At 62.5% G+C, this 15,463-nt stretch carries 7 protein-coding genes; 3 read left to right on the plus strand and 4 right to left on the minus strand.

Annotation, left to right across the window (positions count from 1 at the left end; genetic code table 11):
- Positions 1-54: 54 nt before the first annotated feature.
- A complete protein-coding gene (locus CSC70_RS06940; protein WP_162455952.1) occupies positions 55-1,554 on the minus strand; it encodes an MFS transporter in 1,500 nt (499 codons plus the stop codon).
- A 320-nt stretch (positions 1,555-1,874) separates the two neighbouring features.
- Here CSC70_RS06940 and CSC70_RS06945 point away from each other — a divergent pair, with 320 nt between their 5' ends.
- The 3 genes from CSC70_RS06945 (at position 1,875) to CSC70_RS06955 (ending at position 9,386) form a co-directional block, all read left to right on the plus strand.
- Positions 1,875-3,491: an alpha-glucosidase family protein gene (locus CSC70_RS06945; protein ID WP_162455953.1), complete on the plus strand. Its 1,617-nt coding sequence runs from the start codon at positions 1,875-1,877 to the stop codon at positions 3,489-3,491.
- Positions 3,488-6,256: an alpha-1,6-glucosidase domain-containing protein gene (locus CSC70_RS06950; protein ID WP_162455954.1), complete on the plus strand. Its 2,769-nt coding sequence runs from the start codon at positions 3,488-3,490 to the stop codon at positions 6,254-6,256. Before CSC70_RS06945 ends, CSC70_RS06950 begins: the two co-directional genes overlap by 4 nt.
- Before the next feature lie 412 nt (positions 6,257-6,668).
- Positions 6,669-9,386, plus strand: a complete 2,718-nt coding sequence (locus CSC70_RS06955; protein WP_162455955.1) for a TonB-dependent receptor — start codon at positions 6,669-6,671, stop codon at positions 9,384-9,386.
- A gap of 90 nt (positions 9,387-9,476) precedes the next feature.
- Here CSC70_RS06955 and CSC70_RS06960 read toward each other — a convergent pair whose 3' ends face one another.
- The 3 genes from CSC70_RS06960 to CSC70_RS06970 form a co-directional block, all read right to left on the minus strand.
- Positions 9,477-10,991, minus strand: coding sequence for a tryptophan halogenase family protein (locus tag CSC70_RS06960; RefSeq protein WP_162455956.1), 1,515 nt, complete (start codon positions 10,989-10,991; stop codon positions 9,477-9,479).
- Positions 10,992-11,232: 241 nt separating this feature from the next.
- Entirely contained in the window at positions 11,233-13,893 is a 2,661-nt protein-coding gene (locus CSC70_RS06965) for a DEAD/DEAH box helicase (protein ID WP_162455957.1), read from the minus strand.
- A gap of 4 nt (positions 13,894-13,897) precedes the next feature.
- Positions 13,898-15,460, minus strand: a complete 1,563-nt coding sequence (locus CSC70_RS06970; RefSeq protein ID WP_162455958.1) for a site-specific DNA-methyltransferase — start codon at positions 15,458-15,460, stop codon at positions 13,898-13,900.
- Positions 15,461-15,463: the final 3 nt, after the last annotated feature.

Here is a 15,463-nt window from a genome sequence, read left to right on the forward strand (position 1 = left end):
CGCGGGAAGCGAGAAAAATGGCGGCGAGCACGGCCAAAGGGGACAGCGGGCGGTTCATGCGGCGGCTCCGTCGACCACCGTCGTCGTCGCTGCGGGACGCACCCACAGCACCGCCAGCCCGGAGACGATGAAGCTGGCGCCTCCCAGGATCAGGATGCGGATCGGCTCGTTGCCCAGCAGCCGGGTCAGCAGGAAGCCGAGCAGGCTGACCGCGACCAGTTGCGGGATGACGATGAAGAAATTGAAGATGCCCATGTAGATGCCCATCTTCGCCGCTGGCAGGCTGTTGGAGAGCATGGCGTAGGGCAGGGACAGGATCGAGGCCCAGGCGAAGCCGACGCCGACCATCGACAGCAACAGCCATTGCGGATCGCGGATGAAGGCGATCGACAGCAGGCCCAGCCCGCCGAGGACGACGTTGATCAGATGGGTCAGGCGCAGGCCGAAGCGGCGTGCCATGTAGGGAATGACGATCGCGGCCAGCGCGGCGAAGCCGTTGTAGGCGGCAAACAGCACGCCGACCCAGTTGGCGCCATCGTTGTAGGTGGCCGAAGTCGTGTCGGTGGTGCCGTAGTGCAGCTGGGTCACCGCCGGGGTGGTGTAGAGCCACATCGCGAACAGCGCGAACCAGGAGAAGAACTGCACCACCGCCAGCCGCCGCATGGTGGCCGGCATGTCGTGCAGGTCGGCGGCGATCACCGCGACCATGCGTTCGGCGGGCAGGCGGGAGGCGAACACGCGCAGCAGGCCGTAGGCCAGCGGCAGGCCGGCCAGCACGTACAGCAGACGGTCCCAGCCGAGCTGCCAGACGCAGGCCATCCCGGCCAGGCCAGCGAGCAGCCATGGCAAGCCGCCGGAGGCCGAGGGCACCTGCACCTTGTGCTTGACCAGGCCATGCGAGGGCTCGGCCTCATCGAAGCCATGCAGCACTTCCGGCGGGTACTCACGACTGCGCAGGATCGTCCACAGGATGGCCAGCAACAGCACCGCGCCACCGAGGTAGAAGGCGTAGCGGACCGTGTCCGGGACCACCCCGGCCGCGGCGGTATTGGCTACCCCCAGCTTGGCCAGCAGCCACGGCAGCAGGCTGGCGACAACCGAGCCGACGCCGATGAAGAAGCTCTGCATGGCGTATCCGGTCGGCCGCTGCCGGGCCGAGAGCTGGTCGCCGACGAAGGCGCGGAACGGCTCCATCGAGATGTTCAGCGAGGCGTCCAGGATCCACAGCGTGCCGGCGGCGACCCAAAGCTGCGGCGAATTCGGCATCAGCAGCAGGGCGGCGGTCGAGAACACCGCGCCCCAGAAGAAGTATGGGCGCCGGCGCCCCATCCGTGTCCAGGTGCGGTCGGAGAAGTAGCCGATGATCGGCTGCACGACCAGCCCGGTCAGCGGCGCGGCCAGCCACAGCCCCGGGATCTCGTCCATCGATGCGCCCAGAGTCTGGAAGATGCGGCTGACGTTGGCGTTCTGCAGGGCGAAACCGAACTGGATGCCGAGGAAGCCGAAGCACATGTTCCAGATCTGCCAGAACGACAACTGCGGTTTCGGACTCATGCGCGGCTTCCATAACTTTTGCGTGCGGGGCGGATATGGTGGCGGCATCGCTGCACGATGCCATGCTGCACTGCAAACATGATCGGGCGGCTGTCAACAGGTGGTGCGATGGCGATTGGCAGCGAATTTCCCGATGTTTTTTGCTGAAACCGGTTTTCGTGATGGGCAGGCGAACGACGGCCATGCCCCGGAGTGTCGCCTTGCCTGCATACGTATTCATCGTGAACCGGCGCTTTCGCCTCTTCACCGATTCGTCCGCGTAACATAGCTTTCGCTGCGGCCTGTGTGGACAGGCCGCATGTTTTTGTACGGGGACGGGAATGGCGACGACAGGCTGGTGGCGTGGTGCGGTGATCTATCAGGTGTACCCGCGCAGTTTCAGGGATACCGACGGCGACGGCGTGGGCGATCTGCCGGGCATCATCGACAAGCTTGAGCACATCGCCAGTCTCGGCGTCGACGGAATATGGATATCGCCGTTCTTCCGTTCGCCGATGGCGGATTTCGGCTATGACATCTCCGACTATCGCGACGTCGATCCCTTGTTCGGCACCCTGTCCGACTTCGACCGCCTGCTAGCCAAGGCGCATTCGCTCGGGCTGAAGGTGATGATCGACCAGGTCATCAGCCATTGCTCGATCGAGCACGAATGGTTCCGCGAAAGCCGGCAGAGCCGCGACAATCCGAAGGCCGACTGGTTCGTCTGGGCCGACCCGAAGGAAGACGGCACGCCGCCGAACAACTGGATGTCGATCTTCGGCGGCGTAGCCTGGCGCTGGGAACCGCGCCGCGAGCAGTACTACCTGCACAACTTCCTGTCCACCCAGGCCGATCTGAACTTTCACAATCCCGCCGTGCAGGCGGTCACGCTCGACAACATCCGTTTCTGGCTGGACAAGGGCGTCGATGGCCTGCGCCTGGATGCGATCAATTTCTGTTTCCACGACCGTCAGCTGCGCGACAACCCGGCCAAGCCGAAGGACAAGCGGGTCGGGCGCGGGTTCAGCCCCGACAACCCCTATGCCTACCAGTACCACTACCACAACAACACCCAGCCGGAGAATGTCGAGTTCCTGGAGGATCTGCGCAACCTGCTCGACCGCTACGACGACGTGGCTGCGCTGGGCGAGATTTCCTCGGAGGATTCGCTGGCGACCACTGCCGAATATGTCGGCGAAAGCCGGCTGCACATGGGCTACAGCTTCGAATTGCTGACCGACGATTTCAGCGTGGCCTACCTGCGCCACACCGCCGAACGGCTGGAAACCGTGATGAGCGACGGCTGGCCGTGCTGGGCCATTTCCAACCACGATGTGGTGCGCGCGGTCAGTCGCTGGGGCAACGGCGATGCTTCGCCCGAGCTTGCCGCGCAACTGGTGGCGCTGGTGTGCTCGCTGCGCGGTTCGGTCTGCCTGTACCAGGGCGAGGAACTTGGCCTGCCCGAAGCGGACGTGCCGTACGAGGCGCTGCAGGATCCCTACGGCAAGGTCTTCTGGCCGAACTTCAAGGGCCGCGACGGCTGCCGTACGCCGATGCCGTGGAACGACACCGGCGATGCTGGTTTCAGCAGCGGCACGCCATGGCTGCCGATTCCGGACGCGCACCGGCAGCAGAGCGTGGCGGTGCAGGAAGCCGATCCGGGCTCGGTACTGAACCGGGTGCGTACCTTCCTGCATTGGCGGCGGACCCAGCCGGCATTGTGCGAAGGCCGAACGCGCTTCCTCGACAGCGACGAGCCGGTGTTGGCGTTCCTGCGCGAACTCGAGGGAGAGGCGATGCTGGTGGCGTTCAACCTGTCGCCGCAGCCGGCGGAATGGACGCTTCCGCAAGGCTTGCAGGTAGTGGCGGAAAACGGTCACGGCCTGCTGTCCGGAGAGGTGGTCGATGGTCGATTGCGCCTGCCCGGACGCGGCGCGTATTACGCGCGGGTGGCATGAGCACGCCCGCAGGGGTTCGCGTATCGATTTTGGGGCTTGCGTTCCTGCTGGCGACGGTGTCACCAGCGGCACGGGCCGGACTATTCGGCCCCACACCGGATTGCGATGCCGCCGATGATCAACGTGTCCTGTCGGCGGTGGAGGCTGTCGAAGACGCACACGTCGATGCACGCGCTTACTGGATGACCCGCGGATTGCTGAAATGGCCGGGGACGGGCGGCGCGGCACGCTACCGCTTGTACTACGCGGGCGCGGGCCGGATCGTGGCGGCCAACGGGCAACGCGTATCCGGTGCCGATGGGTTTCTGTCGCTGCGTCCGCGGACCGCGCCGTTGCCGGATGCGGTGGCCGAACGCTACCGGTACGTTGGCGAGGGCGTGGTGCTTGAACCGGCCGACGCTGATATGCCGCGTCTGACCAAGTTGCTGACCGGCCAGCTGGTGCTGGTGGAAGAGGACGGCAAGGGCATGGTGCGCGATGCCACCGGGCTGCAGACCGCCGGCGTGCTGGACGACATCTACGCCAAGGCCGGCGAGGCGCGGGAGCTCGGCGTTTCCTTCCCGGCTGAAGGCGGAACCGATTTCGCGTTGTGGGCGCCGACCGCGCGTCAGGTGTCGATGTGTCTGTACGAAGCGCATTCGATGCAGGCGATCGACCGTTTTCCGCTGTATCCGGATCGCGAAACAGGCATCTGGCAAGGGAATCACGCCTTGCGCATGGACAGCATGTACTACACCTATCTGGTGGACGTGTTCGTCCCGGGCATGGGCGTGGTGCGCAACCGGGTCACCGATCCGTATTCGGTCAGTCTGGATGCCGACTCCCGTCGCAGCTACATCAGCGATCTGGAGTCGCCCGCACTGAAACCGGACGGCTGGGACGATACACCGACACCTTCGAGGGTCGCTGCGCAGACCGACATGGTCATCTACGAATTACACGTGCGAGACTTCTCTATCAACGATCCCAGCGTGAGTATCGGCAATCGCGGCAAGTACCTGGCCTTCACCGAAGCCGGTTCGAACGGGATGCGCCATCTGCAGGCCTTGTCCGAGGCCGGACTGACCGATGTTCACCTGCTGCCGGTCTTCGACTTCGCCACCGTGCCGGAAACCGGCTGCGTCACCCCCGAAGTGCCGCCGGCCGCCGCGGACAGCGAGCAGCAGCAGGCGGCGGTGATGGCGGTAGCCGGGCGCGACTGCTTCAACTGGGGCTATGACCCGTTCCATTTCAACGCGCCGGAAGGCAGCTATGCCAGCGATGCGACCGATGGCGCGCGCCGGGTGCTGGAGTTCCGGCAGATGGTGCAAGCGCTGCATCGGATCGGCCTGCGCGTCGGGATGGACGTGGTCTACAACCACACCTCGGCGTCTGGGCAGGCAGCGCATTCGGTGCTGGACCGGATCGTGCCCGGCTACTACCAGCGGCTGGACGCGCAGGGCCGGGTGGAGCGCTCGACCTGCTGCGACAATACCGCTACCGAGCACATGATGATGGCGCGGCTGATGATCGATTCGGCGGTGCTGTGGGCCCGGCAGTACCGGGTCGATTCGTTCCGCTTCGATCTGATGGGGCACCAGCCGCGCGCGGCAATGGAAGCCTTGCAGCGCAAGGTGAACGCGGCAACCGGCCGCGAGGTCAACCTGATCGGCGAAGGCTGGAACTTCGGCGAGATCGCCGATGGCGCACGTTTCGTCCAGGCTTCGCAACTGTCGCTAGCCGGATCCGGCATCGGCACCTTCAGCGATCGTGCGCGCGATGCCCTGCGCGGTGGCGGACCGGCCGACAGCGGCCAGGCACTGCAGGCTGAACAGGGCTGGCTGAACGGGCTGGGCTACGCACCAAACGATTCGGCGATGACGGGATCGCCGCAGGATCTGCTGCATGCCGCGGACATGGTCAGGGTCGGCCTGGCCGGCACCCTGCGCGACTACACGCTGCAGGCCTTCGATGGCAGCGTGAAGCCGTTGTCTGAGATCGATTACAAAGGCCAGCCGGCCGGGTACGCCGCACAACCCGGCGAGACAGTCAATTACGTCGAGAATCACGACAACCAGACCCTGTTCGACATCAATGTCTGGAAGCTGCCGCGCGACACCAGCAGCGAAGATCGGGTCCGCGTGCAGATGCTGGGGGCCGCGATCAACCTGTTCAGCCAGGGCGTGGCCTATTTTCACGCCGGCCTCGACACCCTGCGTTCGAAGTCGCTGGACCGCAATAGCTACGACTCCGGCGACTGGTTCAACCGCATCGACTGGTCGTACCGGGACAACTATTTCGGGACCGGGCTGCCGCCTCGTAACGACAACGGCAACGATTATTCGCTGATGGCGCCGCTGCTGGCGGATGCTGCAATCCGTCCGTCGCCGCAGGATATTGCCCTGGCCCGCGACATGTTCCGCGATCTGTTGCGGATACGTGCCAGTTCCGGACTGTTCCGGCTGCGTGAGGCCGACGAGATCGAGCGCCGGTTGAGCTTCCCGAACACCGGGCCACAGCAGAACCCGCGGGTGATCGCGGGTCGGTTGGTTGGCACGGACTACCCGACGGCAGGATTCCGCGAGGTTCTCTACCTGGTCAATGTCTCTTCACAGATGCAGGCGCTGGTCCTGCCCGAAGCGCGTGGCAAGCGTTACCGGCTGCATCCGGTGCAGGATTCGGCACAGGCGGCAGATCCGCGACCGCGCGAACAGGCGCGATACCAGGCGCGCAGCGGCCGTTTCGAAGTGCCGGCACGCACGGCGGTGGTGTATGTCATCGAGTAACGCAGGCGAAGCCGGAGCTTCCCGAATTCGCGGAAGCGCTAACTGACAAATTTTGTTGCGCAACAGCACGATGCGGCCCGACTGGGAGACCCCTGACGTGGCGGGCGGAACGTCACGACATGCTGGCATGACGTTCCAGCCATCAGTCGGTTCCCTCGACGTGTGCAAGACCGTGGCGGAACGCATGCACTGAAAACGGTTGCCGGCGCCATATCGCACGCTTGCGTGCAGCTGTTCATGTGGCAACGACACAGCGCTTTTTGCATGAATACGTATGCAACGCGATTTTAACGTCGGTCGCTGCGACTACCATTGCGGCACGTTCGCGGCCGAGGCCGGTCGAGCGAACGAACCGGAGCGATACGCGCCGGGACAATCCGAAGATCAAGACAACATTCGACTGGAGGGGAAGATGTTGCAACTCAAGCGCAATATCCTGTGCGTGGCGCTGACATCGGCAATGACGCTTGGCGCGACGGCGGCGAACGCGCAATCGACACCCGATGATGCCGAAGCGACCGAACTGGACGCGGTCAAGGTGACCGGCATCCGCGTCGGCATCGAGAAGTCTCTGGACACCAAACAGAGCGCCACTTCCATCGTCGAAGCCATTTCCGCCGAAGATATCGGCAAGCTGCCCGATGCCTCGATCGCGGATTCGATCGCCCGCTTGCCTGGCCTGACCGCGCAGCGCGAGCGTGGACGAGCCACCCAGATCCACATCCGCGGCCTGTCCGGCGATTTCGCCGGCACCACGCTGAATGGTCGCGAGCAGGCCAACACCAGCGACAATCGCGGGGTCGAGTTCGACCAGTATCCATCCGAGTTGATGAGCCAGGTGGTGGTGTACAAGACGCCGGATGCGAGGCTGGTCGGGCAGGGACTGTCGGGCACCGTGGACATGCGCACCGCGCGTCCGCTGGACTATCCGGAGCGGGTGATTTCGCTGAACGCGCGTTACGAGCAGAACGAAGTCGAGGACATCACCGAATCCGGCATCCGCTACAGCTTCTCGTACATCGACCAGTTCCTCGACAACAAACTGGGCCTGGCCTTCGGCTACGCACATATCGACAGCCCGCAGCCCAGCTACCAGAACGAGTCCTGGGGCTACGCTGACGCGCCCGATGGCAACAAGGTTTTCGGTGGCGGCAAGATCTACCTGCTTGATGACAACAACAAGCGCGACGGTCTGATGACGACACTGCAGTACCGTCCCGATGATTTCTACGAAACTTCGCTGGACCTGTTCTATTCCGAGTTCGAGAAGACCGAGATCAAGTCGGGCGTCGAGTTCGGAACTTTGTGGGGGCAAGGCATTCTGGAGCCTGGCTATACGGTCAACGGCAGCGGCACCATTACCCAGAGCGACTGGACCAGCGTCAAACCTGTCCTGCGCGCCGATTCGAACCCGATCAACGACAGGTTGTCCTCGGTCGGCTGGAACAACAAGTTCCACATCAACGATTACTGGACCTTGTCCACCGACCTGTCGTTCTCCAACGTCACCCGCGATTTCAGCTTCCTCGAGACCTACGTCGGCCTGACCGGAGATGGCACGACCGATCTCGGCGTCGCCCTGGTGCCGGGCAATTACAACAATTTCACTTTCGGGACGGATCTGAACGACCCGAACAACCTGCAGCTGATCGATGCCGGCAACTGGGGGCAGGACGGTTATCTGAAGAATTTCACGATCAAGGACCGGATCAGTGCCGGCAGGATCGACATGACCCGTCGTTTCGACGAAGGCTTCGTCGAAAGCATTTCCTTCGGCGCCAACGAGACCATCCGCAAGAAGGAAAAGTCCTCGCTGGAATACAAGCTGTGTCTTCAGGAAGACCCGGCTTCGCCCGGCAATTGCGTGGTTGGCGCCACCGCGCCGTTCCCGGGCAGCGCGACCGACTTCAGCTATGGCGGCGTGGATGGCCTGGCAACTTTCGATGCGGAGGCGCTGCTGAGCGACGGCACCTATCAGTTGGTCCAGAAGAACCACAAGGACATCGCCAACAAGAACTGGTCGGTGCGGGAGAAGGTTGACACTTTCTACCTGCAGGCCAGCCTGAATACCGATCTGGGCGATAGCGTCACCCTGACCGGAAATGCCGGGGTGCAGTGGGTCTCCGTCGATCAGAGTTCGGTCGGCATCAATACCATAGAGGGTAGTGATGTCGGAGGGACCGGGACCTCGGGAGACAATTACAGCGACTTCCTGCCCAATCTGAATCTGGTATTCGGCTTCCCGAACGAGTACTACCTGCGACTTGGTGCGGCGAGGGAGATGCAGCGCCCGCGCATGGATGACATGCGTGCCAGTGTTGATGTCAGTATTCCTACGACCGCGCTGTGCCACGATATCACCTTGACCGAACCCGTCTGGTGCGGTGAAGGCGGCAACCCGAAGCTGAAGCCTTGGCTGGCGAATGCATACGACCTGAGTGCCGAAAAGTACTTCACCACCCAATCCGGGAACAAGGGCTTCGTGGGCGTGGCGTACTTCTACAAGGATCTCGTCAACTACATCTACACGGATGTGATTCCTTACGACTACTCCGGATATGCGCTTCCGCCTCCGGCGGCTGGTCAGCTGATTTATCCGGCCGGCACGGAGGGCTACCTGAAAGGTAAGTTCAATGGCGAAGGCGGTTCCTTGCGTGGTTACGAATTGTCCTTCTCGGTGCCGCTGGACATCGTCTGGGGTGGCCTGAACGGCTTCGGCTTGCAGGGCAGCTATTCGGTCACCGACACGACGATCCACCCGAATGGGCCGGGCACCAGCGAGCGCCTGCCGGGCTGGTCGAAGTATGTGTCCAGCCTGACCGCCTACTACGAGCGTGGAGGCTTCTCGATCCGCTTCAGCCAGCGTACGCGCAGCAATTTCCGCGGTGAGACTCGTGGCTACGGCGCGGACCTGGGCTTCGAGGATTTCCAGGCCGAGAAGGTGCAGGACGCGCAGATCAACTACAACTTCCAGTCCGGCGCATTGGAAGGCCTGTCGTTGTACCTGCAGGTCAGCAACATCGGCGACGAGCCGTTCCGTTCGGCCGACAGCGCCGATTCGGAATCGCGCCCGATCAAGTACTACTCCTATGGGCGCACCACGTTGCTGGGCATCGGCTACAAGTTCTGAAACCCGCACAACCCTCCCGGGTATGCAAAACCCCCGCTGGATCGTTCGGCGGGGGTTTTTCTTTTGCGGCAAGCTACGGGTTCAATTGGGTCATTCGATCGGATCGGCCTTGCAGTGCTTGGCGATGAAATCCTCGTGCGAAGGCATCAGGTCGACCACGCCATGCATGACCCGCTTGACGTCGGCCAGCATGCGCAGGACCAGTTCGTCCGATTTGGCATCGACCAGGGCGTGGTAGCGGAGCGGATGGATGCCCTGGCCGAACATCACCTGGAACCAGCTGATCTCGCTGAACAGATCGCTGGGATCCTGGCAGATGCGCCCGTTGCTGCGGAACAACTCGATCTTGTCGCGCAGCGTGTCCGGGATCGGCATGGTCCGGCAATAGTTCCAGAACGCCGAGTCGCTGCGCCGGGTGGCGTGGTAGTGCAGGATGATGAAATCGCGGATGCGTTCGAACTCGACCTGCGACTGGCGGTTGAATTCGTCGATGTCGACCTGGCTGAAGTCGCGGCCGGGGAAGAACGAAACCAGCCGCGCAATGGCCTTCTGGATCAGGTGGATCGAGGTCGATTCCAGCGGTTCCATGAAGCCGCTGGACAGGCCGATGGCGACCACGTTCCTGTTCCAGAATTGCTTGCGTTTGCCGGTCACGAAGCGCAACAGTCGCGGTTCGGCCAGTGCCTCGCCGTCCAGGTTGCCCATCAGGATCGAGGCGGCCTCGTCGTCGCTCATGTACTCGCTGCAGTACACGTGGCCGTTGCCGATCCGGCTCTGCAGCGGGATGCGCCACTGCCAGCCGGCCGCATGCGCGGTCGAGCGGGTATACGGCGTCAATGGCGAAACCGAGCGGCAGGGTACGGCGAGAGCGCGATTGCAGGGCAGCCAGTGGCTCCAGTCGTCGTAGCCGGTATGCAGGGTCTGTTCGATCAGCAGGCCGCGGAAGCCGGAGCAATCGACGAACAGTTCTGCCGCGTGGGTGCTGCCGTCCTCCAGTGTCACCGAGGCGACGAAGCCTGTTTCGGGATGCTGTTGCACGCTGGAGATCTTGCCTTCGGTGCGCATGACGCCATGCTTCTCGGCGTATCCGCGCAGGAACTTCGCGTACAGTCCGGCATCGAAATGGAAAGCGTGGCCGATGTCCTTCAGCGGCGAATTTTCGTATTCGCCGGTGGCGCGCAGGAACTTGTTCTTCTCGCACGCCAGCAGGTTGATCGCGTAATCGTCGATGCGGCCGACCTTGCCGGCCTGGCGCATCTTCAGCCAGAAATGGGCGAAATCGACCACGCCGGTACTGTGCCCCATCTTGCCGAAGCCGTGGATGTAGCTGTCGCCTATTGCGCCCCAGTTGCGGAACTGGATGCCGAGCTTGAAGGTGGCCTGGGTGGCGCGGACGAATTCGTCCTCGTCGATGTCGAGCGCGCGATTGAAATTCAGGATCGGAGGAATGGTCGCCTCGCCGACGCCGACGATACCGATCTCGTCCGATTCGATCAGCTGGATGTCGATGCTGCCGCCCAGCGACTGCGACAGGAATGCCGCCGTCATCCATCCTGCGGTGCCGCCACCGACGATGATGACCTTGCGGATGCCGGATTCGCCCATGTTCCTCCCCGTGCAGGCCATGATTCCTGCGTGACCGGCGTATCGTACACCGGAGCTGGTGCATATAGGTTTCGGCCGTATCACCAGGGTTGAAACAGGGTCACTTCCTCGCCATGGACGGCGGACGGTTTGAGTAATGGCCGTCATTTCCGCGCAGGCGGGAATCCACAAGCCTTGCCATCCCGAACCTTGTATTCATGGGCCGCCGCCCGCGCGGGAATGACGAATTGAAGCGAAAATCTCAGGACTTGCCAATGGCATGCGCGATCTGCTGGTCGATGTCGCGGCCTTCCTCGTCCTTGTCGCGAGGCATGAGGTAAAGACCGTTCGGATACTTGCGCGCCCACAGTTCGCCCACGGCGCGCTTGGCGACGTTCTTCGGGTGGTCGTAGCGGTCATCGCCCTTGTACTCGATCACGAAAATGCGTCCGTCTTTCAACTTCGCGATGAAGTCGGGATAGGTGGAGCCGGTCGCAGTCGGGAACCGGAACTGTGTCGGGTGGACCAGGTTGCGCACCCACACCTCCACATCGGCGTTGCGCTCGATGGCTGTCGCGCAGCGGTATTCCTCGGCCAGTTCACCGTCCTTGCGGCGATACGGCAGGTCGCCCGGCACCTCGTAGTAGTGCTTCGGCCACTCCATTGGTGCCGGACATGGTGACCGCATGGGATAGGCTAGGTTCGAGAACTTGAATACCACCGCTGGATCAACCACGACTTCTTCCAGCGCGAACAGGCGCTGGTGCGCCTGGTTGCCGCGCTTGGTCTTGGCCTCGTCCAGCAGGCCCAGCAGGCGGCGTGCGATGATGAAGCGCCCGCGCACCAATTGGCCCAGGCTGTATCCCTTGTGCTTCAACGGGGCAATGGCCTGCGCGATCCATTCGATCATCGCTTCGTGGCACACATCGTTCTGGACGACCTTGCCTTCCAGCCACACCAGCAGGTCGGCTTCTTCCCAGTCACCGGTCAGGCCGGACAGGTATTCGGCCTGCGGCTCCTGGACCATGCTCATCTTCACTGGCTTCTCGCCAGGCTTGCCGAGGTCGATTTCCCAGGTCTGCGTGTGCGTGTTAAAGGTCAGAGTGTCCAGCGTGCCCGCCGCATCCGCCGGATTCCAGAACCCGTCCTCCACCAGCAGGTCGTTCTCGACCGGCAGCACGCGGTCGCCGAACCTGATCGACAACTGCGGCACCTCGAACTTCACACCCTTCTGCGCGGGCGTCATGCGTAGGTTCGCGCGCGTGTTGTGCTGTTCCAGCGAGGTGCGCGCCCGTTCCCTGGCCTTGCCGGTGAACACCTTGGCGATGGCCTCCACGCTCTCCGGCTGGATCACGCCCTTGACCTCCACCTCAAACTCGCCTTCCGCCTCGGCGGGCTTGATCGTGATGTTGCGCAGGTCGCCCGCCGGCACATTGGCCAGGTCGGGCTTCTTGCTGGTGGTCAGGCGCAGCGTTTCGACTTTCAGCGCCGGGTGTTCGCCCCCACCGGGGATCAGTGCAGGCTGGACCGGCAGATTCTGCGCGGCTTCCAGTCGTGAGAATCCCATGCTTTCCAGATGATCGGTGAACTCGGCCGCCTTCGCGCCGAAGTAGGGCGAGACGACATGCGCATAAGCCTTGTTCAGTGCCGCCTGGTCGCGTGTGCGTGCGTAGGGCATGCGCAGCACGCGGCCCAGCAACTGCTCGATGGCGGTCGCGGATTTCGTGCCGGACACAGAGCACAGAACATAAGCGAACGAACAGTCCCAGCCCTCTTTCAGCGCTTCCATCGTGATGATGACGCGCACTGGGCAGTCAGGCGCGAATAGGTCAATTCCGTCCAGTTCGCGCTGGTCGCCTGTGGCGATCTTCACCCAGTTCTTGTCAATCCTTTCGCCGTCTTCGCTGGTCACGTGTTCGTAGATGGTTTCGACCGTGGCTTCGCCGCCCTTGTGCTCCGCCTGGATCAGCAGGATCGGGCGGATGTAGTCCGGTTCCTTCTTCGCGATCTCTTCCAGTTCCTGCCGCCGTAGCAGCGCGTGGCGCAGGGCCACATCCCAGCCGTCCAGGTGCTCTTCCAGCAGCACCGGCAACTTGATCATTTCCTCAGCGAACAACTGCGAGGCCGAGACACGCACCAGCACATTGCTGGTGGCCATATCCGGCGTGGCGGTCAGTTCGATGATGGCGCTGGGGGCCAAGCGCTCATAGACCGTCGCGGATAGGTCAGTGGTGGCGTTGTGTGCCTCGTCCGTGATCACGAGCGGGCGGTGGAGCCGCAGCAGATTGGCGAACGAGAAACGCGGCCCCTTGCCGTCCTCCGTCTGTTCCAGGTCCGGCAGCGACGCGTCCTTTGGCAGTGCGATGAAATGCGGTTCCAGAGCCTCCTTGTGGGCGTAGAAATCTCGGTTGTCCGTGTCCTTGACCCGTATAGCGGCCATCGTGGCCACGACGATACAGGTGCGCGTGGCCAGTTCCTGTGGCGTCAGTTGCTCGATATCGTCGCTGTCCAGTACCGAGACCTGGCCACCGAATGCGGCATCGAGTTCCAGGCGGTAGGGGTGTCGGCGATTCTTGAATGCGTCCAGCGTCTGCTGCTTGATCGTGCGGCTGGGGACCAGCCACACCACCAAGGGGCGGTCGCGTTCCAGCCAGTTGTCCGCCGTGCAGCGGATGAAGTGCGCGCCCATCAGGGTCTTGCCGCCGCCGGTGGGAATACGGACCGCCACGTAGGGCACGTTGCGCAGGCTGGGTAGTTCCGCGCTGTCCTTGTCGCGCAGGGTGCGGTACTCGGGTGCCAACATGGTCCCGGCGTCCGGGTGCGCGTGCGCGGCGAACGCCTCGGCAATGCCGTCCGTGCGCGCGGCGCTTAGGAAGTCGCCCAGTCGCGCGAGTGATTTTTCCTGGTAGTCCTTCAAGTCCATGCCATTACCTCGCGCGGATATCGTTGGGGGTCTTCCTGAACTTGATCCCCAGCGAGCGCAGACGGTCGTTGGTCATGTTGGTGCCTTCGCCGTAGATCACCATCGGGCCGTCGTGCTTCGGCAGGCCCGCCAGTACCTTCATGGTCAGCATGTTGCCGCCCGAGAGCGTCTTGTCGCCCAGGATTCCGTTGTAGAGCAGGTAATAGGCGGTGCCATTGTGGACGCCCAGCAGGGGCGACTTCATGGCGCGAGTGCTGCGCGGCGTACCGGTCTCGGCGAACCAGATGTGCGCGGCCAGGTGCTCGAACCTGATGTCGGGATTGATCCGGCCCTGGTCGTCGAACACCTTCGGCCCGAGTTGATAGAAACGGAAACCGCCGCCGCCTTGCCAACCGACCGCTTCGGAAATGCCGCCTTGCTCGCCGTTAATGACTTTCACGAGGCGAGGTTGGCAATGCGTGCGCGCGTGTTCGCCCATTTCGATGCCGATCCATCGCCTGCCCATCTTGTGTGCGACGGCAGCGGTGGTGCCGGAGCCGAGGAAGCTATCGAGGATGAAGTCGCCGGGGTTGGTAGCGATTTCGATGATGCGCTTCATCAGGCCTTCCGGCTTTGGCGTATCGAACGCAGCCTTCTCCCCGAAAACAAGTTCGATTTCGCGTGCCGCATGCTGATTGAGACCGACATCATCCCAAATCGTAGGGGCAGTCATGCCAGTCTTGGCTTCGGACTTGAAGAGTTTTCGCATCGGCGTTCCGGCTTTGCCATCCTTGCCCCAGAAGAACCGCCTGTCAGCGACCATCTGTTCCATCACCTCACGCTTGTAAACCCAGCACCGTCCTTTGCGCGGAAAGACTTCCTCACCAGTGAATGGGTTCACTACCGGGTAGATCAAACTTTCGACGAATCGCCCGCCCTTGGCATTGCCTGTCGAGTCAACCTTTCGGAAAGGGCCACGCTCATCAACGCCAAATGGCTCTTCATATGACCTGTACTGGGAGTCCGCTTTCTCTGTTCGCTCCATCAGGTTGAAAGATTCTTCTGCGATGGTTTTCTTCGAGTTCACAATTTTGGATTTTGCGTACACCATAAGATGGTCGTAAGTGGAGCCGATTTTCCGATCATTGGGTGCGCCATCTCGCTTCTTCCATGCGATATCGACAATGAAATTTCCCCGCCCGAAAACCTCGTCGCACATCACCTTGAAATAGTGCGCTTCGTTGTCGTCCAGCGTGATCCAGATCGAACCATCCTCGCGCAACAGTTCGCGCAGCAGCACCATGCGCGGATACATCATCGACAACCACTGGGCATGTTCCAGGTTGTCGTCGTAATGCTCGAACGCGCTTTTCGTGTTGTACGGCGGGTCGATAAAAATACATTTCACCTGCCCGGCGTAGTACGGCAGCAATGCCTTCAACGCTTCCAGGTTGTCGCCTTGGATCAGCATGTTCGGCGCGTCTTCGTCGCCGTGGGACAGGGACTGGATCGGTTGAAGCAGGCGGTAGGGCGTCTTCGCCGTCGCCTTCAAATCATCATTGCGGTTGTACCATTCCAGCCAAGGCATTCA

Origin of the sequence: Pseudoxanthomonas kalamensis DSM 18571 (assembly GCF_010211745.1) — a bacterium.
GTDB lineage: Bacteria > Pseudomonadota > Gammaproteobacteria > Xanthomonadales > Xanthomonadaceae > Pseudoxanthomonas_A > Pseudoxanthomonas_A kalamensis.